Origin of the sequence: Chryseobacterium antibioticum (assembly GCF_012927325.1) — a bacterium.
Classification (GTDB): domain Bacteria; phylum Bacteroidota; class Bacteroidia; order Flavobacteriales; family Weeksellaceae; genus Chryseobacterium; species Chryseobacterium antibioticum.
Genome location: NZ_JABBGI010000037.1, coordinates 1 through 23,670, shown reverse-complemented (window position 1 = coordinate 23,670; position 23,670 = coordinate 1). Strand labels below are relative to the sequence as shown.

Here is a 23,670-nt window from a genome sequence, read left to right as displayed (position 1 = left end):
TTATTTAGACTCATACTATTATTTGAAAAATTACTTTTTCAAATTCTTCGTTAGCTAAGTGTTTTAGTAATTCGATTTTATTAAAATTATCTGTTGCTAATACTCTTAATCGTTTTATTTCTTCGATTATAAAATCTTGTTTTTGTAGATTTTCAACAACTGGAATTTCAATTTTTAATAAATTATTTACACCTAATTCTGTTTGTTTTGTAGCCTGAGCAGATTTTATTTGATTAACTTGGCTCTGACCAAAAGAACTGTTAAATAATTCAACAAATAATTCAGGATTAAATAAATTCTTATTTATACGTAACAACAAAATATGGCTGTCATATATCAAACCTTCAAATTCTTTAGATACATAACTTGATCGTCCAATAGTACCTTCTCCAGTTGAATTAATAATAATATCCCCTTCTTTAGTGAAGAATTTTTCTTCTATACTATCATACCATTCGGGAATAACAGTTTTTGCATATTTTATTTCAATCTTATTCCAACGATTGCATTTTTGATTTAAAATATACTTATTGGATTTTTCAGCATACTTAGGACTCTTACCACGAAAAACATCTTCAACAACTAAATCATATTTACTCAAAGATTTTAATTTGTATTGGTTTGTTTCAAATCCAGAACTAGATAAAATTTTATCAGTCCCCCATTCTAAAATATCTTTAAAATAAACAAAATTTAAACCTTTTTTGTTCTCTATTTGATTCCCTATACTAATTCCTAATTCTTCATACAAATACTTCTCAATCTCTTGATCCAAATTATTGGCTTCAAGTTCTAAATTATCCGCTTCATTTATATTAGCATAATAAGAATCAACAATTTCTTGCTGTTCTGTAATAGTCGGTAGAGGAATATATATTTCTTCTAATAATTGATCTGGACGAATATATTTTCTATTTGTAGTTCCGGTAACAAAACTATCTAAATATGAATGTATTTTTTTTGACTTAAATAATAGCTGTAAAAAATCTAAACTTATTTTTTTTGTATCAATTTCAGCAAAAGTCATATTAGACGATCCAAATCCATCAGCTAACTCCTTATTTACTACTCCAAATGCTCCGTTTTTAGTATCAACTTTACACCAAAATAAGTGATCAGGTTTTGCCTTGAAATATTCTTTCATTTTTAGGTCTTTACCTAAGGATTCTCTATTTAAATAAACCCCTTTACCATACGACCTTACACCTAGAATTTTATAATATTTATCATCTTCAATTTTTACTTTTTCAATTGATGCTTTTTTCAAAAATTCACCAAATAAAACTTGCTTATATTTTGGATTAAAGATTGTTTCATTAGTTAAGTAAAATTTAGCATCCCATTTGTTCAAATCTGAATATGAAATAAAATGTAATTTTCTATTTACTTCTCCCATTAGTTATAAAAAATTTCAGGTTCAGCCAATGTATTATCTGCTAAAGGAATACGATAAATTTTATTTTCAATTACCTGATAATCAATATATTTTAATAAGGTATTCCATAATTTATTTTCAGTTCGGTATTTTTTAAATTCTTCTGCCAATGGCTCTAATTCATTTTCAATTTTAGCACCTGTGGTACTAATACCTGCTTTCTCTACTTCAGCAATTGGGATCTGGTAATTGAAATTGTTTTTTATTAAAGCTTTTATTTCCGTCTCTATTTTTACTTCTATACCTTTTTGTTCTGCTTTCAGTACATTTTTCTCTTCGGCAGTTAATGCTTTTTTGCCTTTTTGGGTTAATGCTTCTTTAATTTGTTTTAAACGAGCTTCGTAATTTACTTTGACCTTTTTATTTGCTTCTTTTACAATAATTTCATATTCCTTTTGCTCATCTTCCGTAAACTTTTTAAAGAATAATAAACTAGGTTTTACAGTAGCACCACTCGCAATAAATACATCTTGAGGAATAGAAATAATCAAAATAATCTTTGCTTTACTTTCTACATACTCACGTACTTTTTGAAGATTAGAATTGTTTAAAACTCCTTCTGGTAAAACGATACCAATACGTCCACCAGGTTTTAATAAATTTAAACACCGTTCAATAAACAACACCTCAGTAAGCGTACTCATTTTACCTGTATCAAAAAGATTTAGTAAAGGCTTACCAATATTATCATTTATTTGTTTTAAAGCATTCGTATAAGCGGGATCATTTGGTTTATCATAACGTTCCTTATATTTAGCAATTCTTTCTGTATTTGTATATTTATCCGCTTCGGTAATTTTTAAAGATTTTTCTACACGAGCACCAAATGGTGGATTGGTTAAAATGATATCGAAACGATTTTCGAAAATCCCATTCACATTTAATAAGCCATCATTGTGATGTACACCACCGTGACCATCGCCATGCATAATCATATTCATCTTGGCAGTACGGCTCATACGCGGATTGGCATCTGTACCAAAAATACAATCGTAGCTTAATACACGTAATCTACTTTTAGAATTATTGATATCTAGTTCTGCATTTAATTTGGTAAATAGATCGGTTACCTTATCATCTATTTTCGTTTTTTCCTTTTCGGATAACGTCTCGTATTCTTCTGTATAGTATCGCTTTTTAATTTTGTCTTTGGCTACTTGAATTTCCTCTTCGATTTTAGTTCTAACATATTCAAAAGCTTTGATTAGGAAACCACCAGAACCACAACAAGGGTCACAAATAATTTCTCCCTCTTGTGGATCTAATACATCAACCATAAAATCTACAACGGTACGAGGCGTAAAGAATTGTCCTAACTCTCCTCTAAATGTACGTCCTAAGAATTGCTCGAAGGCAATACCTTTTACATCATCTGATGTTGTTGATAGGTTGTAAATTTGTAGTTCTTTTACAATGGCTTCAAAGCTATTTTCACGAATTCTTAAAATCTCAGTTGGTTCAAATAAATCATCGTCTTTGAAATCTTCTTTCGTTCTTTCAAATAATTGTTGATAAAATTCAGTACTTGCTTTTGACTTAGTTTCATCATAAGCCTTTTTTAATTTCTTGAACTGTTCTTCGGAGAATATTTGGCTATCTGAATTATTTCTTTCATATCGAATCTTAATGAATAAAATTTTAGAAATTTCATCGAAAGCAGCTTCAGGAGATAATTTATCGTTGTTACGAATAATGTTATGACATTTAAATAACAGTTTAGAAAATTCGTCCCTAGTAAAAGTTTTTGTTTTCTTCAATAATTCGTCGATTTTCTTATCACTCTTTATTTCTTTTGCATTAGGAATATTTACAATTTCTTCCAGTCGTTTAGGAATTAAACCTTTTACAACCTTGAAAATACGTGTTTCTTTTTCGTTTGTTGTAACGAAAAAGTCAGCTCCTGCCCAAGAAGCATAGTTGTATCCCTGGAAATAATCTTCTTCGTGAATGGTAATATGTTCTGCTTTACATTCCACTACAATTACAGGACTTTTGTCAGCTAATTTATCCGCTTCGCTTTTCCAAATGACAATATCTGCCATTGCACGACCTTGGCCACGTTGTGAATTGTTCACTTTTATTTCTTGAGCCATTTGGCTTAACTCAAAACCATAGGAACTAATTAATCTTACAATATAATTTTGTCTTACTTCTTCTTCTGGCTTTAAGACTAACCATTTCTCTTTTAAAGGAGCATAAATTTTGTTGTCTTTAATTTGAACTTCCATATTACATTGTCGAGTTTAATAATTCTTTAATATCTATTTTTAATTCATGTGCGATTTGAGTCATCGTTTCTAACGAAGGTTGAATTTCATTGCGACACCATCTAGAAACGGTAGTTTCAGATTTATTTAATTGGTTTGCAAGCCATTTACTTGTTTTTTGCTTTTCAGCCAATACAGCTTTAAGTCTATTAATAGGTATTTCCTGCATAGAAATATACATTTTGCGTAAAGATAAAGAGACTTACATTAATGCAAGTCTTTTTTATGATATTATTTTTCATATAGGTTGTTTCAAGTGTATGAAAGAAAATTTTAAACAAAGAAACAACGAATGACAAGCGTTTTGAAAAAAAGAGAAGTCTAAGGAAGTGACGACTGAAAAATTTAGTGTATAAACCCGTTTAAACTTTTTAGCTAAGAAAGAGTTCCGAGAAAATCAGCAATTTAGAGTTGCAAAAAAAAAGAACTAAAAATCTGGAACTCATAAGCAAAGATAAACTGGAAAAATGGATTTTACCTCATTTAAGCAAAGGCAAACGAGGATTTTGTACGAGATTTGATTTAGGAAAAATATTTAAACTCATTATTAAACGATTGAAAACAGGTTGCCAATGGCGGGAATTAAGCCTGAAAGAATATTTTTCAAAAGAAACAATAAGCTGGCAATTGATTTATTATTACTTTAATAAATGGTGTAAAGACGGTTCTTTCAAAAGAATTTGGATTTCTCTTTTGCAGAACAATAAAAGAAAACTGGATCTTTCCAGCGTCCAATTAGATGGAAGTCATACCCGTAGCAGAACAGGAGGAGAATCGATAGGATATCAGGGAAGAAAATCATCCAAGACCAGTAACTGTATTTTCCTTTGTGATAACCAGGGGCAAATGCTTTCAATGGGAAATCCAATAAGTGGTGAGCATCATGATTTATATAATATTAAAGAAACTTTAGATGAGATTCTCGGTCTTCTAAATGATGCTGATATAGAGTATAAAGGATTGTTTATGAATGCAGATCCAAGTTTTGACAGTAAAAAATTCAGAGACCTACTAGACCTGAAAGAGATTGTTGGAAATATAAAAGATAATCCTCGCAACGGAGACACAAAAGATGAAAAGTATTTTGATCCCGAGCTTTACAAAAGAAAGTTTAAGATAGAAAAAGCAAATGCATGGCTGGATAGTTTCAAGGCTTTATTGGTAAGATATGAAACACTTAATATCACATGGATCAGCCTACATTATCTGGCGTTTTCTATTTTGTTCCTAAGAAAAATAAAAGTTTAAACAAGTTTCTTTTGAAAAACCATCTGTTTTTCAAACTTTTCCTCTTTTCACCCGAGGCAAAGCCTCGAGGAGTTCTTTAGATTAAAAATAAATTTAAAAGCCTTCCGGTTAGAGGATAACCATGAGTTCCTTAATCTTCCTCCTTCCATCGTCCCTCCTTTCTTCTAAATCACAGAATAGCAACAACTTCCGCCCCAATCTTCCTGTCTGCCTCAAAATTCAAATAATTTTAATATTATGTTAACACAGATTCCGAAACTTGGCGTTATAATTGAATTTAAAAACTAAATGCCACAACCACTAAAATATAATAAGGAATTTGATGAGCTTACCGAAGAGGAAAAAGAACTTCTGGAAATCAATAAAAAGACGATTGCAGATTTCGTTGAACAATCATCTTCCATAAGCGATGTCAACTATGCCACCAGAAATGCTCATGCCAAAACTTATGCTGCCGCTGAGGGTACATTTTTTATCGACAAAAATATTCCTGAAGACCTCCTTCCGTTTTTTGACAACGAAAAATTTGATCTTACCATCAGGCTTTCCAATGCGAACCTGAAAATTAAGAACTCAGAAAAAGATATTCCTGCTTACGGATTTGCCGTCAAAATAAAAGACGAGAAAGGCGGACTGATCGCGAATTTTCCTTTGGTTAATTTTCCTTTATTCCCCACCAATTCGGTTTCTCACTTTTTGAAACTATTTACTGCTGTCAACAGGTTTTATATTAAAAAATGGAGCAGTTTTTTTTCACTGACGGCTCAGGCTGCAAAAGTAATTCCTTCTGTTTTCACCCTCTCATTTGCCAGAAACATTTTTAAATTATTAAGTAAAAGGAATGATTTTATTCTGTCTTTTGATTATCATTCTGTAGGAGCTTATCGTCTTGGTGACTACATGATCAAAATAAAACTGGTTCCAAAATCTGTAGACAAAAATTTCGGCAGAAAATTAAAAATGAAAGAAGCTCTGAAAAGCTATTTCCAGGATCATGATTACATAGCAGATGTTCTGATCCAGTTTTGCTATAATCTTAAAGACCAACCCATCAACAAACTGAATGTGGAATGGAAAAATTCACCCTTTATTAAAATCGGGGAAGTAAAAATAGATAAAGGCCAACTTCCGGATGCACGGGGCTGTACCAATGAACTGCTTTCATTCAATCCATTTGAAAGCAAAATCTTTTTCCAGCCTGTCGGAAAGATACAGAAACTGCGTGATGGGGCTTATAAAGTGTCTGTACAGACGAGGAGGAAAATTAATAAGCTGTTGCATGGAGTGACGTAAGTTGTCGTTGTGAATAGTAAATTTTAGATGATTTGGTGAATTTTTAAAAATAAAAAAGGCTTTACAGATTGTAAAGCCTTTCAATATAATATGGTTTTGTTGTTCTTATTTTTCTAATTTCTCTTTTTCCTCATCTTCCTTTTCAGGGAACATAATGGATAAAAGAACAGAAAGCAATAACACTCCTCCTACGATTCCCAATGAAACCGGAGACGAAATATGAATCCATGGTGCAATAAGCATTTTTACCCCGATAAATGACAGGATAATAGCCAGTCCGTAAGAAAGCTTGCTGAACATGTGGATAAAATTCGCCAATAGGAAATATAATGATCTCAATCCTAAAATAGCGAAAATATTGGATGTATACAGGATAAACGGATCATTGGAGATTGCAAAAATCGCTGGAATAGAGTCTACCGCGAAAAGAACATCGGTAAATTCAATAACCCCTACCACTACTAAAAGCGGTGTTGCCATCTTGATTCCGTTTTGAATTGTGAAGAATTTATCACCATCATAATTATCGGAAACTTTCCAGAAGCTTTTGATCAGCCTTGCTCCCGCTGTATTGCTGTAATCTTCGTCATCATCGCCGTCTCCGTCACCCCAGGATTTGATCCCGGCATAGACAAGGAACAGACCGAATAGGGCCATTACCACGTTGATTTGTACTGCCTTTCCGAAAACATTCATTTCAGGAAGATAAGTCAGGTTAATAAGTCCTACCCCCGCAAAGATAAATATCGCCCTGAATACCAATGCTCCAATGATTCCCCAAAAGAGAACTTTATGGTGAAGGTATTTCGGAACTTTAAAGAATCCGAAAACTAGGATGAATACGAATAAATTATCCACAGAAAGGGCTTTTTCGATCCAGTAAGCTGCCTGATACTGAGTAAATTTCTCTACAGCTATAGCATGACTTCCAGGGCTTCCGTCTGTATTGAAAACCCAATATACCACGCCAGAGAATATCATGGATAATGAAATCCATACGATAGACCAGATGGTAGCTTCTTTGGATGATACTTCATGGCTTTTTTTATTGAATACTCCTAAATCCAGGAGTAGCATGATAACCACTGTTACCGCAAATCCCCACACCAAGCCCGGGTGCAATTCTAAAATACTTTGATGTTCCACTTCAGTTTATGTTATTATATGATAAAAGCAATAGATGTACAGTATGCACAAATATTGCTAATTTTTAATATTTTTTATTTGAGATCAATAGATAAAATAAGTTTTGGCTAAAGCCTGTAAAACTATTCATTTTTTTCGAACGAACCAAAGCTCATTCTTACTGATTATCTATTGGTTATAAATAGTTGGCCTGAACCGTCTGGATCGTCTGTTCCAGTTTTCTGTCCGAAGTAGGATCTCCGATCGCATTGAACTTCCATTCGCCGTTTCTTTTGTAGAAAACCCCCATTACCATGGCAACGTGTCCTTTGAAAGAAGCATCGTTGGCGATATCATATTTAGCGAAAACCTCTCTTACGTTCGTAGGAGTTCCTTCATAGATACGGATCGAAGCAAAAGGAATTGTTCCGAAATCCTGTCCCTGGTAGCTGTTCAGTACCAATGCAACGTGCTCTACATTGGGCTCCAACTGGCTGAAATCTACTGTGATCACTTCATTGTCTAATCCATCATCTCCGTTTACATCTCCGGTAAGGTCGTCACCGCTATGTTTTACAGAACCGTTTCTTGATTTCAGGTTTCCGAAATAAATGACTTCTGTAAGCGTCTTGTTTGAATCAAATAAAATACAGCTTCCATCTAAGTCTACTGCTTCTTTTTTGGTTCCGAAAAGCCCTTTTTTCTCAATTGCTCCCCAGTTGATTCCTACACATGCTTGGGTAAGATCAGCACCGTTTTCCTTTTTCAGGTTTATTCTTTGACCTTTTTGTAAGTTAATAGCCATCTTTTTATGTTTAGTATGTTATGTATTTTTGGCAAATGTGCCTATGAGCCTATTTGTTATCAAATTCCGTATTAATTATTATTCAAATTTAAATTAAGCATCGCGCGCAGGATATTCGTTTCTTCGTCGAAATCGAATATTTTACTCATAATATCTATATTTTCCAGGTTTTTAAGATAATCTTTTAGCACATTTTCCACTTCTGCAGGAATCGTTCGTTTCCTTTCGTTGATGGAGTTTTCCAGCAGTTCATTTTTTCTTTTCAGCTGGTTGATGATGATACTTTGGTTCGACTGGTTCTCGGAAACATCAAGTTTTTCAATATCTCCATCGAACAGGTAAAGTTTTTTATCATCGATACCGAAAATAAAATGATCATCAGACTGAAATATCTTGAAAAGCTCGTACTCATTGGTCCCGATCAGATAACCGCAGACAAACCGTACTTTAAAGCTCTGGATATTCAATCTCCCCAAAAGCTTCCTTTCTATCGTATAATCTTTATACTGGTAAGCTGGAAAAGGCTGGGATTTCAACTGCTCTTCATCCGTACTTGTTCTGTAAAATTCCTGTCCGTATTTTTTATGGAAATACAGGACATTGTTCCAGTCTGCTGTAAAGATATCTTCTGTAAGATCCTTATAGAGCATTTTCAGATGTTGTGAAAATATACCGCTGTACATCTTCCGATCGGTCTGAAAACTGTCTACCCGTCTTTCTTGAAAACCTTCAATATATTTACTATTAACGTCAATTTCATTAAGGACAGCCAGCATATCATTTTCCTTCTGACGTTTTATTTTGGTCAGCAGTTCAATCAGGCTGTCGGTATACTGCAGGTGGAAAAGTTCCAGCTTATTGTAGTCCAGAGCGGTATTTTCCTGGAACAAATTGTGGATGATATCTGTTTTGATGTAAATAGATATGATGTCAATATGTTCAAAAAAATTAGCCAGAAGTTTAAGCTTTGTTAATCTTCTTCTGCTCTGAGACATTATGGCTGCCGCATCATCTCCCACCTTGATATTCTGTTAATTAACTTCTGACGTTAGCTTTTAATTCATGCTCCAGTGTCTGAAGGTCCTGATCCAGTTTTCTTCTTCCTTCAGCACCTTGTTTTTGGATCTGCTTCACTTCATTCAATGTATTGATCAGCATTGAAGTAGTTTCTCTCAATGTTTCTACAGATACGATCGTCTGTTCGTTCGCTCTGGCTACATTCACTGAATTCTGACCCAAACGTTCTGCATTTTTCTTCAGAATCGCTTCTGTAGTAGAAGATACTTTCTGCTGGATCTCAATATTCTGCTGTTGTCTGTACATAGCAACAGCTAATGAAAGCTGATTTTTCCAAACCGGAAGCGTTGTGGTAAGGATCGTCTGTGCCTTTTCAGCAATAGAAACGTTGTTATTCTGTACCAGTCTGATCTGTGGAAGTGACTGCATCATGATAATACGCACTACTTTAAGATCAGCCATTCTTCTGTCTAATCTTGCGATAAAATCTCTCTTATCAGCAATCTGATAATCCTGGTAGGTCTGCGGATCCGCTTCCATTTGAGCTAACTCTCCAGCTGCTCTTTCCATTCTTACATTTCCGGCAATGACCAAATCTTCAATTGCCTTAATGGAATTCACATTGCTCTCAAAAATAGTCTGAAGAACAGCATTATCTTTGGTAGAAGTGATGATTCCCGCATTTACTTTATGAGCGATCTGCTCGATATTGTTGATGATCTTATCATATTTCGTGAACAAGTTTTCCACCTGCGTCATAACCTTTTTCATGAACGGGATCTTGCTCAGGAAGCTTTTCACTTTATTTTGCTGAAGTTCATCAACGTCTACATAGTTAAGCTCTACCAATAAATCATTGATAAGCACTCCTACTTCTCCTGAGTTTGATCTTCTTACATTCCCTAAGAAACTGTCACTCTGGTTGGATAACGTTTTCTGAAGCTCTACTCCATAGTTCACGATGGAACCAGGATTGGTCTCATCGATAGAATTAGCAAGAACTTCATATTTCTTACGTTCCTCTATCTGTAAATGAGTCAGATTTACATTCCCTTCTTTATCCACAAGAACCGCCGGTGCTGTATTTTGTACAGGCTGGCTCGGTGGAGCCATCGGAGCAGGTTCAAATGTTTTAAGAGGTTCAATGGATCCCATTGGATCTATGGGTTGATTTTCCTGATTGTCCATAATTACTTTTGATAAATTGATACGAATTTGTCAAGGCCGTCTCTCTGGCCTGCCCCAACAGCTTCAAATTTCCATTCTCCGTTCTTGTTGTAGATTCTTCCGAATTCTACAGCAGTTTCAATAGAGAAATCTTCATCTAATTCATATTTCAGAATTTCTTCGTTTGTTTCTGAGTTGAAAATTCTGATGAAAGAATTTCTTACCTGTCCGAAGTTCTGCTTTCTTGCATCAGCATCGTGGATCGTTACCACTACTGTAATTTCCTGAATCGCTGCATCGATTTTTGTAAGATCGATCTTGATCTGCTCATCATCTCCTGAACCTTCTCCTGTAAGGTTATCTCCTGTATGGATCACAGATTTGTCCGGAGATTCTAAATTATTATAGAAAATAAAGTGACTGTCTGACACTAATTTTTTGTCTTCACCCAACAGGAATAAAGAGGCATCAAGGTCAAACCCTGTTCCTGTAGAAGTATTATTGATATCCCATCCTAAACCTACAGTGAATTTAGGTGCGTTAATGTTTTCTCTCTGTCCTTTTTGTAAGTTAATAGCCATAATAGAGTTCCGTTTGTGTTAAAGTATTGATGTTATTTTCGTATTCTTTTATTAAATGATAGTTATTGCTGATCGCCAGCTCCAGAAGCAGGTCCATCTGCTCCTTTTTTACTTTAGACGTAAGATAGTCAAAATTACTTGAATCCAGACCTAAAATATATTTCACGATCCTTGTGTTGAATTCAAAACTTGGCTTTGTCATTACTTCTGCGACGTGTTTGATATTTTTCACTGCATAATAATTAAAGAAGTTTTCAATCTTGGGATCAAGGTCAAAATTCATCAGTTCCGCATAATAGAGGAACATAAAATCAGCCTCCACTTCATATTCGTTCAAAATCCGGTTCACCGTATACTCGTGGCTTCCTGTGATTTTTATATCGTCTATAAAAATACAAAGTTTTCCGCGTAAAAAATCTTTATCGATATAATAAGTATCATTGGCGATCAGATTTTTACGGTCTTCAAAATTAAGGTTCCCATAATCCGTGATATACGTGTGATTACGGTTGATCTTAGATAAAATACTGGATTTTCTTCCTTTCTGAAACAGGTACAGATCCAGATGCTTTTTAAAGAAAAAACATAAAAAATTAGAAGCCGTAGGAATGGCCATATACGGACTTGGAAGAACCACGATCTCTTTTTCTGTGTTTAAAAGTTCTGCATGTTCTGCGATAAATCCGTTGAATAATTCTTTAGCAAACTTCTCAGCATACGACTTATCGCCATACTTGAAATAGCTGTATTCCGCGGGTGAAAAAGTAAACTCATCCGCTGAATGAATGGGGTGTAAGCTGTATCTTTTATTCATACAATTTAGTGTTTAAGTAAGTGTGCACTGAAACCGAAATCTTTTGCTCCCTTATAATCTGCCACTGGATTGTCTCCGATATGCAGGATACGGTGCATAGGAAGATCCCGGTCTTCAAGGTTATTTTTTACTTCCTGAAAAATAAGAGGATTGGGTTTGGAAATATTAATCTCATCAGAATAAATATGGAAATCTATGTACTGGTCCAGTTCTTCCTGGATCAGAAATTTCCTCATCGTTCTGCCTTTGATAAATCCTGTATTGCTTAAAATATTAACCGTCTTCCCTTCATTTTTAATCTGATCAAAAAACTCTTTTATGTTTTCGAAAATAACAACAGGCTTATATTCTAAAAAGAGTTCTTCGCTCTTCAGATAAAACCCGTCTAATTTTTCTTTATCTAACTGTTTTATATCTAGATCCAGTGAACCCAGAATCAGTAAATACATTTCATAAGTATCAATATTACCCCCTGTCACTTCATTGATCGTATTACACAGATCATCATAATATTTTACAACTTTCGCAACTTCAGCAAGAGGTTTGTCAATATTAAAAAACGAGGTGAACAGCTCAACTCTTTTTGCTTTAAATTCAGGGTGAGATTTGATTAAGGTGAGCCACAAATCAAAAGAAAAATGACAGTGGTTGTGAATGTCGATATCCGTTTTCAATAGTTTTAAGTTAAAAGTTTTATTTAGCCTTCTTGAAAAAGATTTAAAATTATTTAATCATCAACAAGTGTTTAACTGGGTATTCTTCCCAAAGATAAAATTTTTCTTAGAAAAGCATTACGTACTTCTCTGTTTTAAGAAATTTTTATGAATTTTTACTGATTTTCCTACCCGTTTCGGCTGGGCTTAACAATTTGTTTAAATTCAATTATTAAAAATTTCTCCAGAAAAATTTTTGTCAATTAAAAAATTTTTCTAATTTCGCAACCGATTAAAAATCAACAATGTCAACAACAATGATAAATATAATAACTTTAAGTAACCCTGTGAGAGCTGTGTACTCTGGCAGCAATCAATATTTATCTGAATAGTTCCTTAGATCTTTTATTACTAAAAATATATTGAAGACCTATCTATTCAGATGGGTCTTTTTTGCTGCCTAATTTTCAGACCTCAAAACGAGAAGAATACCTACCCGTATTCTTAAAATCAACAATTTAAATTCAGCAAAATGAAATATAACACAAGAAATATAGGAATCATAGCGCATGTAGATGCAGGAAAAACCACTTTAACAGAAAGGCTTCTTTATTACACAGGCCTCATTCATAAAATCGGAAATGTAGACGATGGAAATACCACCATGGATAAAGACATCCAGGAGAAAAACAGGGGTATTACCATTTCATCCGCAGCAGTTTCCACACAATGGAAAAAAGGAGAAACGGTTTATAACATCAATATCATCGATACACCCGGACATATCGATTTCGCAGTAGAAGTCGAACGTTCTTTAAGAGTTCTGGATAGCGTTGTTGCTGTGTTTTGTGCCTCTTCAGGGGTTCAGCCACAAACCGAAAATGTTTGGTTTCAGGCTGAGAAACATGGAATTTCCAAGATATGTTTTATCAATAAAATGGACAGAATTGGAGCCGATTTCTTCGCCGTTCTTAAGGAAATTGAAACAAAACTTAATGCAGTTCCTATGGCACTTCAAATTCCTATCGGGGCTGAAGACCAATTTGAAGGAGTAATTGATTTAATCAGACAGAAAGCTTTATACTGGGCCGATGAAAACGGGGAAACCGTTATTGAAAAGGAAATTCCGACAGATTACATAACCGATGCCGATGAATACAGGATGAAATTAATGGAAACCCTCGCGGAACATGATGAAACGTTCTTTGAGCTTTTCATGGATCCTGAAAACAGGATTTCTGAAGAAATGATCATTGAAGCTTTACAAAAGGTTTGCAGATCAGGCGCTGCGGTTCCGGTTCTCTGCGGCTCGGCATTTAAAAATAAGGGCGTACAGCCTCTTCTGGATGCGGTAGTCACGTATTTTCCGGCACCGGATCAACTTCCTGCGGTTCAGGGGAAAGATCCCGACACGGAAGAAGCGGTAGAATTGGTAAGAAATGAAACGGAATCTTTTTCAGGTCTTGTTTTTAAGGTCGTGATCGATAAACATATGGGAAGACTTGCGATGCTCCGTTTGTATTCCGGTTCGATAAAATCCGGCGATACGGTTCTGAATGTAAGAACAGGGGAAAGTTTCAGAATATCGAGAATTCTGAAGATGCAGTCTGATAAAACCTTATCAATTGAGGAAGGAAAAGCAGGTGATATTGTTGCTTTAACAGGAATTAAGGACGCCAAAACCGGAGATTCTTTAGCAACGGTTGATCAACCTGTACTTCTTGAAGCGATTGCCATTCCTGCTCCTGTGATCAGGGTTTCGATAGAACCTAAAACGAACAGTGACGAGAAATCTTTCGGTTTGGTTTTAGCTAAGATTCAGGAAGAGGATCCGTCTTTAGTGGTTGAAAGAGACAGGCAAACCGGAGAAACTTTATTGAGTGGTCTGGGTGAGCTTCATCTTGAGGTCACTCTGGAAAAGATCCGTCTGAATCACGGTATAGAAGTCAATCAGGGGAAACCTAAAGTGTCTTACCGTGAGATTTTAACGGAAACCAGAACCCACAGGGAAAAGCTTTCGAAGCAGAATGGCGGAAGCGGACAGTTTGCTGATATCACTTTTGAAATTGGTCCCAGAGAGCATAACGAACCTGGATTGGAATTCATTAATCTGATCAAAGGAGGTGTTATTCCTGGTGAATTTATTCCTTCCGTAGAAAAAGGGTTCAGGGACTCTATGGAAAACGGACCATTAAAAGGCTATCCTCAGGAAAGTATGAAGATCAGGCTTCTGGACGGTTCTTTCCATAATCAGGATTCTGCAGCATATGATTTTGAAAATGCAGCGAGAGACGGATTCAGAGCGGCTGCTTTAACATGCAGTCCTAAGCTTCTGGAACCGGTCATGCAGGTTGAGATCCAGAGCATTGAAGAGTACACGGGCGCCGTAACTGCTGATATCAACCGAAGAAGGGGAATTATTTCGTCCATTGATGAAAGATCAGGAAGAAAGATTTTCACGGCGGAAGTTCCGTTGGCCTCTACGTTTGGATATATTTCCGATCTGAGGACTTTGACAAGCGGAAGAGCTTCGATCAGCATGAAACTGTCGCACTATGCTTTAGTGCCTGATTTTATTGCGAATACATTAATAACTTAAAAAACGAGGGCTGTAAAGTGATTTTACAGTCCTTGTTTAGTTATTAGAGCCGTGAAATTTGAATAGTGAATAGTGAATTTTTATATCCCACAGATTTCTCAGATAGCACAGATCTTTTTGATAACTGCTCCTATCTTCCAATCTTTATTCTTATAGATAATTCTTCAATCTCACATAGATTTCTCAGATGACATAGATCTTTAAATCTTTTAATGCTTAAATTTTTCAATCTTAATTTTTCATTAATTACCTCTCCGGCATCACTTTATACGTAGGATCTTCCTGGATATTCACTTCAATCACTGCTTCTGCATTTTTCAGCATTTTACGGCAGTCTTCACTGAGGTGACGCAGATAGAGCTTTTTGTTTTGCTGGCTATAGCGTTTAGACAGTTTATCCAGAGCATCAATGGCACTCATATCCACGATGCGGCTTTCCTTAAAATCTACGACTACTTCATCCGGATCATCCATCAGATCAAATTTATCCATGAATGCAGTTACTGAACCAAAAAATAAGGGACCATATATTTCATAATGTTTCACTCCCTTCTCATCGATGGATTTTCTTGCACGGATCCTTTTTGCATTATCCCACGCAAAGACAAGAGCAGCTATAACAACTCCTACCAGTACGGCAAGAGCAAGGTTATGAAGGACAACCGTTATCAGAGGCTACTGTAATTCCAACAAATATATCAGACTTCGGCATTTTATTGGCAATCCGGATAGACACCCACTGAAATGTGCCTATAGCGACCATCATCATGACACCTACCAGTGCAACCATCGGTATTTTTTCAATAAAAGGAGCTCCGAATAAGATGATCATCAGGATCATGACTGAACCGATAATTCCGGACAGTCTGGCTCTTGAGCCTGCATTGAGATTCACCAATGTTTGTGCTACCATTGCACAGCCTCCCATTCCTCCGAAAAATCCGTTGGTGATATTGGCTATTCCCTGCGCCACTGATTCTTTATTGGCATTCCCTTTCGAATTGGTAATCTCATCCACCATAGACAATGTCAAAAGAGATTCGATAAGACCTACCCCAGCCATCACCAAAGCATAGGGAAAAATAATCTGCAGCGTTTCCAAAGTAAAAGGAATCTGAGGAATATGGAAACTTGGAAGGCTTCCACTGATGTGGGCAATATCTGCTACTGTTTTCGTAGGAATATTAAAACCCAAAACCACTGCAAAAACCACAATGATTGCTACTAAAGATGCAGGAACTGCTTTTGTGATCTTTGGAAAAAAATAGACAATAGCAATCGTAAGAGCTGTTAATCCAGCCATGATATACAAAGGTGTTCCCTGAAGCCAGCTGGACACTCCGGTACTGTCTGTGATTTTAAACTGCTCGACCTGGGCCATAAAAATAATGATGGCCAAACCATTCAAAAAGCCGTACATCACAGGCTGCGGAATAAGCCTGACAAATTTTCCCAGCTTAAAAAACCCAACCAGCATCTGGAATATTCCAGCAAGAGCAACAGCTGCAAAAAGATATTCTATCCCGTGGGATTTTATCAAAGCAATCAATACAACAATAGTAGCTCCTGCTCCTCCTGAAACCATTCCGGGACGGCCGCCCAAAACCGCAGTGACGATTCCCATCATAAAGGCTGCATACAGCCCGGTGAGCGGAGAAAGTCCGGCCAGGATCGCAAAAGAAAGGGATTCGGGGATCATGGTCATAGCGACTGTGAAGCCCGCCAGAAGTTCGTTCTTATAATTTATTTTCTTCGAGAAATCGAATAAGCTTATGGTATGTTTCATTGAACTGCAAAGGTATATACTTGAAGAATGGAATACAATTAGTATTTTTTTCTTTTTTTGATACAATTCGAAAATTTTAAAATAATTCACATATACGTGTATTTAATATGTTAATTTTAATTAAATTTTGCATTTAAGGAGATTTTTTATCCCTTTTTGAGAATTAGGTTCTATTTTTTATTTAAATTTGAAAACGAACAAACAGATTATTTACTATTCATTAAAAAATGTACCGATGCAAAGGTCTGTTTACACTAAGGTCAATAGTTAAAAATATTACGAATAAAACTGCATGAAAGAGCTTTAATAGGTTATATATTATTCTTACAGCAAAGAAGTCTGAAGCATGGAAGAGATCAATTGAATAGGAATACCGCAAAAAGAAATGGAAGACAGAAAGTATTCTTAAGACCCATACATAACCTGAAAACTAAATGATCGGCAGATCGCCTTACAAACTGCCGGCTATACAAACACCAGGTATAGCACTGAACTTAATATTTCCCTTTTTGCTGTCACTGAGATTTTCTTAGTGTAATTTTATTTTTCAAACAGTCTGCTCATTCACCATAAGAGTGTAATATATCATCTGTTTACTTTAATTCATGAATTAAACAAAAAATAGTACTCAACACATGTTATATAAAGAAATTCACATAGGAAAGTTTATCAAGGAGATGGTTGATGAAAATGAGGTACCCATGGAGAGGATCTGTAATTTTCTCAATAAGAATGATGAGTTTATTGAAAATGTTTACAAAAGCAGATCTATAGATACAGATCTTCTTTTGAGATGGAGCAAGCTGCTGGAATATGATTTTTTCAGGCTTTACAGTTCACACCTAATCTTGTATGCACCGCCGTCTGCCGTAAACAAGAATCAGAAGAAATCTGATAAAATTCCTTATTTCAGAAAAAATATCTATACCCAGGAGATCAAAGATTTTATCATGAAAAGAATTTCATCCGGTGAAATGACCTACGGAGAAGTCATCAAAGAATATTCTATTCCGAAAAGCACACTTCACCGCTGGCTTCAGAAAAATAATGATAATACTAACGGATAAACAGACCTATTATGCGTCCAAACTACAAGAAGATATATTATGATATGCTGAGGCTGGAACATCCGGAAAAGCTGAAGGACCCCAAGATCAAAGAACTTCTGGGAAAACTGAATACGACTGAAGATGTATTGAATTTTAACGATAAGATTTTTGCCCAGTCCAAAGAAAGCCAGATCAACAACCAAAAGCTTAAAACATATGATAAAAAAACAATGTTCAAGCTTTTACAGTATCAAAATAAGCATGGTTTTTCTACCAGCTATATGTCCAGGACCTATAAGATCAGCCGAACAACGATCATGAACTGGAAAAAGACTTTCGAAGAAGAAATAGAACAAGTAATAAATGCCGGTGAATAATTCTCCGGCATTTATTGTAAAAGGTAATGGTAAGGAAAAATGGGGCAGTCGTGCCGGATTCGAACCGGATAGCCTTGCCGGAGTGATCGGCTTCGCTATTCCTCCCCAAAGGTGTGACGATGGATTTCTTCCTTTACGACACTTTTATATTGTAAAACAAGGCAACAACCGAAAGTGTATAGTCGTGCTCTAACCAACTGAGCTACTCTTCCTATTGATAGACTGTGTTTTTTTGTGGAAGAGACGGGACTCGAACCCGTGACCCCGTCGTAATGAGCGAAGTAACACTGTTCTACGGCACTTGTTTGTTTTTAAAACAGATAAGGAAACAGGCGAAAAGAGTTTGCTCTTTTCAGAGCGTCGTTCTTACCCATATCGGGCAGTGAACCGGCAATTCTACATCTTCGTGAGACTTCCGTTTTCCGGGGAAAACTTTTGCTAGGCTAGGTTTCAATCCAGCGTCGCTAGTTCGGTCGCCCGAATGACGCTACCTTAGGACCGTTAATTCGAAGGAACTCTTCTCTACGACACTTATCTGCTGAGTTTTTTAAAATTAAAAAGAGGCTAAAGGCGAGAAAACTGCTGTTTATAAACCATCAGGTTTATTCTGGAGTCGAACCAATTGTAACCGAAGTAAGTTTTCTCTAACGGCACTCTTTTATTAAAATCAAGGTAATACTGAAAGGATCTTCCGTACACTTGCTCTACCTGCTGAGCTACCTCTCCTTTTCGAGGGAAAAGGCAGGAATCGAACCTGCGACCCAATGTTTCAAAATCCCGAAGTATGATCCTAAAACGACACTTGATTATTTTAAGCAGGGCATTCAGTCAAACAGAAACTTATGACAGAGCGATACCATTATGCCATCTGTTTCCAGAACAGGATTCGAACCTGTATTGCTGCCCCCAACGAAGCAATTCTGTTTTACGGCACCTGCTTTATATTTTTCCAACGGGTCTTTCTGTATTTTTTCCAGTTTCTCTGGTATTTTTCCTGATGGGAATTTACCGTTTCGAAACCATGCGGAAAGCAATACGAACAACCCATTTCAATTCCATACACTAATCTTGAGATCTGTATTCCGGAAATTTTCTTTGGAAAATCAATGAGTACGTATTCATTGACCCCGAAAGTTTATTTTAATGTCTTGTATTTTTTCATGTCTATTGAGAATTAACCTCAATACACAGCTTCTTTAAGACATGGTTTATAAGTTTTCATGGTTATTAGTTTTGTTTGGTATACAATCCGTAGATTTTTTTATTCAAATAATGACGTGAACAATTCAATAAGTTTGATGAGTCCTAAAACCGGTAGCAGAATTACCACTCCCATTAATAAATACATCCCGACTTTACTTAGAAAGGTTTGCTCACTCTTTGAATCTATTAATTCTTGTTTATATTTCTTTTTATATTCAGGAATATGATTGGTCTTTTTTAAACTATCCGTTTCAAGATCTTTTAAAACATTACGTGCATAATCACTCAGTACATTTTTATCGCCTCTGAAAACAATATCTTTTAAAATTGCATTTCCTGAATAGCGTAATGAACGTTTATAGATCTCCACGGCAGGTTCCATTTCTTTATCTTTAGGTTCGGATAAAATCCAAAACTTGCCGGCTTCATCCAGAAATCCCGCATCATAATAGATCTGTCCCAGTTTTTCTCTTAAAGAAAGGTCATCCGGAAATTGATTGATCAGGTTTCTGAGTCTGTCACATGCTTTTTTCTTTCTGCCTTCTTCAATATCTTTTTCGATTCTATAAAGAATATTTTCCATAATTATAATTTAAAAACCAAGCAATGAATCATAAGCGTTTTTGAATGTATTCAAATTGAAAGTTTGACGATGAAACTCTTATTGTACGGCATTGGTCTGTTTTTACCGGGCATCTGGCGGAAAGACTTTGTTTCAAGTGGAAGTCGAAGAAGTTCTTTCCTTACGGCACCGGATGAATAACATTGCAAAGTTATTTCAGAAGTGCGCATTCTTTTTACGCAGTTTATTTCTTTTTTATGTTTTTTAAATACTGATATATAATTTTTGTCCTTTTCTCATGACCTCCTTTACCAATTTTTTAAAAACGGGATAATAATAGTTTTCAAAATCTTCATTAGGATATTCTTTACAGCTGCCATTTTTTATGGATTCTAAAGTCAGCATAAAATCATCTGCATCGATCTCTGTACATTGTTGAGCGCTGATATCCTGCCAGCCAACACATTCATTATTCCGTCTCACAAATTCCGGTAACCGACTGTATTCTTCAGGAGAAATACCTTCATAAAACCAGTAGTTCAAATATCCTCTGAAAGTTCCACCTCCAAAGAGTACAGCTTCCTGTCTCTCCTCTGATTCAGTCAGGAGCATATATTCTTCACCACAATCCGGCGCTCCGCAACAAGGACACAGACAGAGATAGGTTAGATCTTCTGTTATAAAAAGATTTCCGGTTATTTGATGTTGATGGGTTTCGGACATTGTTATTATTTTTGTTATAGGGAGGAACGAAAGTGACGAAGCAATTTCAAAATTTTATTTATTGTGTCTGTTCATTTTGCCTTGAAGCAAAAGAACCAAAAATTCAAGACTTGGAAACTCCGGCTAAAAATAATCTATACTCTCTAAAAATTCTAAACTCGCGCGAATTATGTATTGTTATTATATTTCAAAAATGGTCTCGCGCTCAAACAGTAGAATTTTTTTAACGTTCGCATAGTTTATTTTTTTAACGCCTCCGTTTCCTAGGTCGCTTTGTTTACGCCAGTCAATATTTCTGAGATTATATCAAAATTTTTAATCTTCATCTTTTCCAAAATTTTTGAAATTCTATTTTTAAAATTGATTTGTTGTTTTTCTGCTTTCTCCAATTCAGTTTTCAATTCCAATTCATCAACTTCGATATGCGCTTGTATATTTTTTGCATCTTTAAGATTGACATCAGAATAATCAGACAACTGAACCTTCCCGTTCACTTTTTTATAAAAAATCCAGGGATGGCCGATCCACAACTCATTCCACTCTTCAGTTTGATCTTCAAGAATTCTTTTCCATTCTTTAATATTTCCAATATCACCACAACAGGTAGGCAAAACCATAGCTTTCCCGTCTTCCATCAAAGCTATTCCTCCATCAAAAGCTGTGAGCGTGTCTTCTTCAAGCTCTGCTGGTTTGATTCCTTTAAAATCCGTTCCTAAAATAATTCCTAAATTATCGTCATCAATCATTTCAATATCAACAAGATAAGATTTATTATCTATTGGACTAAAATTAAAATTCAGACTAGAGACAGACTTAACCCATTCATTATACCAAATTTCAGAATCTGGAAAATCAGAACTATCTGGTAATTCGGATTCTTCTTTTGAATATTTTAATGGGTAGATTTCAATTACATTAATAAGTTTCATACTTTGGAGAATTCAAGTTTGAGTTTTATTTATTCGCTCATTTTGTAATGAAGATGGATCATCATTCATCATTTATTAAAGCAGTGCCTTTTACAGCACTACTTTTTTAATTACCTGAATAGCAGACTTCCGGTCTTCCAAAGCATTCAATACATTGAAAATTTTGTCTGACCAACCTGCAATAAGATATACATCATTTTGTCTGATATCCAGCGGCTGTTTTCCATAACCTGCCAGGTCAAAAATATATAATTTCGCATCCGGAGCCATTTTTTTATAACGATTCCAGGAATCTTCAAAAGAATTTTTGGTTCCGTTGCTGTTCCACAATTGGGTGTCTGTAAACAACATTACTTTATCGGTCTTTTCTTTCTTTTTGATCAGATCTTCAATAACCAGATAACCGTTTGTAGAATAACCGACTTCACCTTCACGTTTGTAAAATTCATTAACATTTCTCAAAATACCATTTTTAGGCATCGGAATTCTTTTCCAGCTGTCACCGAACATACCGGTGATCACATTTTTACACTGTGACTGAAGAATCATGGACATTAGCAAACCAATATCGTAAAGCAATACTTTACTTTTAGGAGAAACAGGCTGTTGCATAGAACCCGAAACATCTGCCGCGATCACCACTGAAGTATCAAAACCAAAACCTTTGATATTTTTCGCACTCACCATAACGGCCTCTTCCAATGCTTCTAAAATGGATGACAGGTAAGGTGAATTGATAGCCTTCAATTCTCTGTACGCCGCTAAAAATCTGAACGGAAGCTGCTTTGAATTAATGACTGCTTTTTCATTGGATAGATAGCTACAGACCTTACTCATTGCTTCAGAAGAAACACCTGACTCCAAAATATTTCTCAGGTTTCTTAATGTTGCCATATAACCCAGCTTATTGCTGAAGATCAGTTCTTCCCATTTGGTTTTAAAAGCCAGTTTTTTTTCTGCTTCATCGGCAAATTTGGTTTGACCTAAAGCTGAAAGTTCGACTTCCCAAGTGTAAGGAGTTTCCAAAGCATCACCCACAATTTTGTTGAAAATTGCCTGCTGGTTTTCATCCTTTGCTTTCGGGTGAACCAGAAATAAGGCATCTTTAAGGGTTACTTCTGCTTTTCTGTTATATTTTGCAAACTGGTATTCATCAAATCTATTGAAAGATTTGGCAAGACCTTTCTGGATCTGCTTTGAAAGTTTGTTCAGTTTTTTGATTTCTGTTCTTTCATTCGCAGTCTGGTAGTAGGCTAAAAGCTCAGTGATTTCATCTGCTCTCTGAACAACACCGTCAACAGTTCTGCTGACCAAGTCTGTACCAGAAGCCTGTTTGGCCAGTTCTGCAGTCAGAACCAATGGAATAGAACGCAGATACATATCCTTTCTGGCATATACCGCCAGCTTAGCTACGAATTCCGGATCATTCTTTTTAATCAGAGACTGAATTCTTTCCAATCTGTCATTTCCTTTTTCATAGGAAGTATTGGATAATCCTGTTGTAACAACAGCACTATATAATTCTTCAGCAGGTGTCATCGTAAAAGCCTTTGCACCTTCGTAGTTCAATACGGTATTTTTCTCTTTTTTTAAAAAATTAAATTTCATGAGTTACTGTTTTTTGTTAAACATTGTTTGGAGGATCACCTCATCCTCTCTGATTTCTGATGCAAAGTAAAAACAGCATTACGCAGTCTTTTTGCGCAGTGAAATACTTATACGATTTTTTTTATTTTTTTCCAAAACTTAATCAAATTGGTGAGTTTTTGAACTGAATGCATATTTTATCTCCTGCAGATTTCTCAGATGTGTGTAGAACATTGTGTTATTTGTGTAAAGGATTGGTGGCATTTGTGTTTAAATTTAGGTTTTGGCTAAAGCCAGATTGAATGGGTATACTTTTCATAAGTGGGCTAAAGCCCAATGTCATTAAGTTAGTAAAATATCACAAGCTATCCTTTTGATTTTTAGAGACTATGGGTTTAGCTCTTGCTCTATATTTACCTATATTTCTTTTGTTTGATCTCTGAGGTCTTA

The 23,670-nt window shown here is 35.6% G+C and carries 20 protein-coding genes and 1 pseudogene; 6 read left to right on the top strand and 15 right to left on the bottom strand.

All coding sequences use genetic code 11. From position 1 onward, the window contains the following. Positions 1-10 precede the first annotated feature (10 nt). The 3 genes from HHL23_RS20335 to HHL23_RS20325 are packed head-to-tail and all read right to left on the bottom strand — an operon-like array spanning position 11 to position 3,871. A complete protein-coding gene (locus HHL23_RS20335; RefSeq protein ID WP_169236573.1) occupies positions 11-1,396 on the bottom strand; it encodes a restriction endonuclease subunit S domain-containing protein in 1,386 nt (461 codons plus the stop codon). After that, positions 1,396-3,663 carry an N-6 DNA methylase gene (locus HHL23_RS20330; RefSeq protein ID WP_169236572.1) on the bottom strand — a complete coding sequence of 756 codons (2,268 nt, stop codon included), beginning with the start codon at positions 3,661-3,663 and terminating at the stop codon, positions 1,396-1,398. Before HHL23_RS20330 ends, HHL23_RS20335 begins: the two co-directional genes overlap by 1 nt. Position 3,664: 1 nt before the next feature. Continuing rightward, on the bottom strand, positions 3,665-3,871 hold the full coding sequence (locus HHL23_RS20325) for a helix-turn-helix transcriptional regulator (RefSeq protein ID WP_228464895.1): 207 nt from the start codon (positions 3,869-3,871) through the stop codon (positions 3,665-3,667). Between the two features lie 242 nt (positions 3,872-4,113). Here HHL23_RS20325 and HHL23_RS20320 point away from each other — a divergent pair, with 242 nt between their 5' ends. Together HHL23_RS20320 and HHL23_RS20315 are read left to right on the top strand one after the other, a co-directional pair. Then, positions 4,114-4,950: a transposase gene (locus HHL23_RS20320; RefSeq protein WP_228464893.1), complete on the top strand. Its 837-nt coding sequence runs from the start codon at positions 4,114-4,116 to the stop codon at positions 4,948-4,950. 288 nt (positions 4,951-5,238) lie between these two features. Then, the gene (locus HHL23_RS20315) at positions 5,239-6,243 is read left to right on the top strand and encodes a catalase family protein (RefSeq protein ID WP_169236570.1); all 1,005 of its coding nucleotides are present in this window, start codon (positions 5,239-5,241) and stop codon (positions 6,241-6,243) included. Positions 6,244-6,348: 105 nt separating this feature from the next. On the opposite strand, the gene HHL23_RS20310 is transcribed toward HHL23_RS20315, so the two are convergent. The 7 genes from HHL23_RS20310 to HHL23_RS20280 form a co-directional block, all read right to left on the bottom strand. Continuing rightward, positions 6,349-7,389 carry a TerC/Alx family metal homeostasis membrane protein gene (locus HHL23_RS20310; RefSeq protein WP_169236569.1) on the bottom strand — a complete coding sequence of 347 codons (1,041 nt, stop codon included), beginning with the start codon at positions 7,387-7,389 and terminating at the stop codon, positions 6,349-6,351. A 175-nt stretch (positions 7,390-7,564) separates the two neighbouring features. Continuing rightward, positions 7,565-8,173, bottom strand: a complete 609-nt coding sequence (locus tag HHL23_RS20305; RefSeq protein ID WP_169236568.1) for a TerD family protein — start codon at positions 8,171-8,173, stop codon at positions 7,565-7,567. Between the two features lie 71 nt (positions 8,174-8,244). Beyond that, complete coding sequence (locus HHL23_RS20300; RefSeq protein ID WP_169236567.1) at positions 8,245-9,192, bottom strand: hypothetical protein; 948 nt, start codon at positions 9,190-9,192, stop codon at positions 8,245-8,247. 16 nt (positions 9,193-9,208) lie between these two features. Continuing rightward, the gene (locus tag HHL23_RS20295; protein WP_185194900.1) at positions 9,209-10,378 is read right to left on the bottom strand and encodes a toxic anion resistance protein; all 1,170 of its coding nucleotides are present in this window, start codon (positions 10,376-10,378) and stop codon (positions 9,209-9,211) included. A gap of 2 nt (positions 10,379-10,380) precedes the next feature. Beyond that, entirely contained in the window at positions 10,381-10,938 is a 558-nt protein-coding gene (locus HHL23_RS20290; RefSeq protein ID WP_169236566.1) for a TerD family protein, read from the bottom strand. Continuing rightward, positions 10,928-11,752 (bottom strand): phosphoribosyltransferase family protein, encoded by an 825-nt coding sequence (locus tag HHL23_RS20285; RefSeq protein WP_169236565.1) that lies wholly within the window; start codon positions 11,750-11,752, stop codon positions 10,928-10,930. Before HHL23_RS20285 ends, HHL23_RS20290 begins: the two co-directional genes overlap by 11 nt. 5 nt (positions 11,753-11,757) lie before the next feature. After that, entirely contained in the window at positions 11,758-12,426 is a 669-nt protein-coding gene (locus tag HHL23_RS20280) for an HAD family hydrolase (RefSeq protein ID WP_169236564.1), read from the bottom strand. A 511-nt stretch (positions 12,427-12,937) separates the two neighbouring features. Here HHL23_RS20280 and fusA point away from each other — a divergent pair. Then, complete coding sequence (gene fusA / locus HHL23_RS20275) at positions 12,938-15,004, top strand: elongation factor G (protein ID WP_169236563.1); 2,067 nt, start codon at positions 12,938-12,940, stop codon at positions 15,002-15,004. A gap of 246 nt (positions 15,005-15,250) precedes the next feature. Here fusA and HHL23_RS20270 read toward each other — a convergent pair. Continuing rightward, positions 15,251-16,790 (bottom strand): annotated as a pseudogene (locus tag HHL23_RS20270) (SulP family inorganic anion transporter). A 635-nt stretch (positions 16,791-17,425) separates the two neighbouring features. Here HHL23_RS20270 and HHL23_RS20265 point away from each other — a divergent pair. From HHL23_RS20265 to HHL23_RS20255, 3 genes are all read left to right on the top strand, one after another. After that, the gene (locus tag HHL23_RS20265; protein ID WP_169236562.1) at positions 17,426-17,857 is read left to right on the top strand and encodes a transposase; all 432 of its coding nucleotides are present in this window, start codon (positions 17,426-17,428) and stop codon (positions 17,855-17,857) included. 11 nt (positions 17,858-17,868) lie between these two features. Continuing rightward, positions 17,869-18,216 (top strand): helix-turn-helix domain-containing protein, encoded by a 348-nt coding sequence (locus HHL23_RS20260; RefSeq protein WP_169236561.1) that lies wholly within the window; start codon positions 17,869-17,871, stop codon positions 18,214-18,216. A gap of 784 nt (positions 18,217-19,000) precedes the next feature. Further along, complete coding sequence (locus HHL23_RS20255) at positions 19,001-19,282, top strand: hypothetical protein (RefSeq protein WP_169236560.1); 282 nt, start codon at positions 19,001-19,003, stop codon at positions 19,280-19,282. Positions 19,283-19,477: 195 nt separating this feature from the next. Here the strand turns inward: HHL23_RS20255 and HHL23_RS20250 are convergent, their stop codons facing one another. From HHL23_RS20250 to HHL23_RS20235, 4 genes are all read right to left on the bottom strand, one after another. Then, the gene (locus tag HHL23_RS20250; RefSeq protein WP_169236559.1) at positions 19,478-20,002 is read right to left on the bottom strand and encodes a DUF6584 family protein; all 525 of its coding nucleotides are present in this window, start codon (positions 20,000-20,002) and stop codon (positions 19,478-19,480) included. 243 nt (positions 20,003-20,245) lie between these two features. Further along, the gene (locus HHL23_RS20245) at positions 20,246-20,704 is read right to left on the bottom strand and encodes a uroporphyrinogen decarboxylase/cobalamine-independent methonine synthase family protein (protein ID WP_169236558.1); all 459 of its coding nucleotides are present in this window, start codon (positions 20,702-20,704) and stop codon (positions 20,246-20,248) included. Positions 20,705-20,967: 263 nt separating this feature from the next. After that, entirely contained in the window at positions 20,968-21,633 is a 666-nt protein-coding gene (locus tag HHL23_RS20240; protein ID WP_169236557.1) for a hypothetical protein, read from the bottom strand. 90 nt (positions 21,634-21,723) lie between these two features. After that, on the bottom strand, positions 21,724-23,241 hold the full coding sequence (locus tag HHL23_RS20235; protein WP_169236556.1) for a TROVE domain-containing protein: 1,518 nt from the start codon (positions 23,239-23,241) through the stop codon (positions 21,724-21,726). Positions 23,242-23,670: the final 429 nt, after the last annotated feature.

Bases quoted from the DNA above. Each gene is read 5' to 3' on its own strand.
- HHL23_RS20335 (WP_169236573.1), bottom strand. From the start codon at position 1,396: ATGGGAGAAGTAAATAGAAAATTACATTTTATTTCATATTCAGATTTG.
- HHL23_RS20330 (WP_169236572.1), bottom strand. From the start codon at position 3,663: ATGGAAGTTCAAATTAAAGACAACAAAATTTATGCTCCTTTAAAAGAG.
- HHL23_RS20325 (WP_228464895.1), bottom strand. From the start codon at position 3,871: ATGCAGGAAATACCTATTAATAGACTTAAAGCTGTATTGGCTGAAAAG.
- HHL23_RS20315 (WP_169236570.1), top strand. From the start codon at position 5,239: ATGCCACAACCACTAAAATATAATAAGGAATTTGATGAGCTTACCGAA.
- HHL23_RS20305 (WP_169236568.1), bottom strand. From the start codon at position 8,173: ATGGCTATTAACTTACAAAAAGGTCAAAGAATAAACCTGAAAAAGGAA.
- HHL23_RS20295 (WP_185194900.1), bottom strand. From the start codon at position 10,378: ATGGACAATCAGGAAAATCAACCCATAGATCCAATGGGATCCATTGAA.
- HHL23_RS20290 (WP_169236566.1), bottom strand. From the start codon at position 10,938: ATGGCTATTAACTTACAAAAAGGACAGAGAGAAAACATTAACGCACCT.
- HHL23_RS20285 (WP_169236565.1), bottom strand. From the start codon at position 11,752: ATGAATAAAAGATACAGCTTACACCCCATTCATTCAGCGGATGAGTTT.
- fusA (WP_169236563.1), top strand. From the start codon at position 12,938: ATGAAATATAACACAAGAAATATAGGAATCATAGCGCATGTAGATGCA.
- HHL23_RS20265 (WP_169236562.1), top strand. From the start codon at position 17,426: ATGTTATATAAAGAAATTCACATAGGAAAGTTTATCAAGGAGATGGTT.
- HHL23_RS20260 (WP_169236561.1), top strand. From the start codon at position 17,869: ATGCGTCCAAACTACAAGAAGATATATTATGATATGCTGAGGCTGGAA.
- HHL23_RS20255 (WP_169236560.1), top strand. From the start codon at position 19,001: ATGATCCTAAAACGACACTTGATTATTTTAAGCAGGGCATTCAGTCAA.
- HHL23_RS20250 (WP_169236559.1), bottom strand. From the start codon at position 20,002: ATGGAAAATATTCTTTATAGAATCGAAAAAGATATTGAAGAAGGCAGA.
- HHL23_RS20245 (WP_169236558.1), bottom strand. From the start codon at position 20,704: ATGTCCGAAACCCATCAACATCAAATAACCGGAAATCTTTTTATAACA.
- HHL23_RS20240 (WP_169236557.1), bottom strand. From the start codon at position 21,633: ATGAAACTTATTAATGTAATTGAAATCTACCCATTAAAATATTCAAAA.
- HHL23_RS20235 (WP_169236556.1), bottom strand. From the start codon at position 23,241: ATGAAATTTAATTTTTTAAAAAAAGAGAAAAATACCGTATTGAACTAC.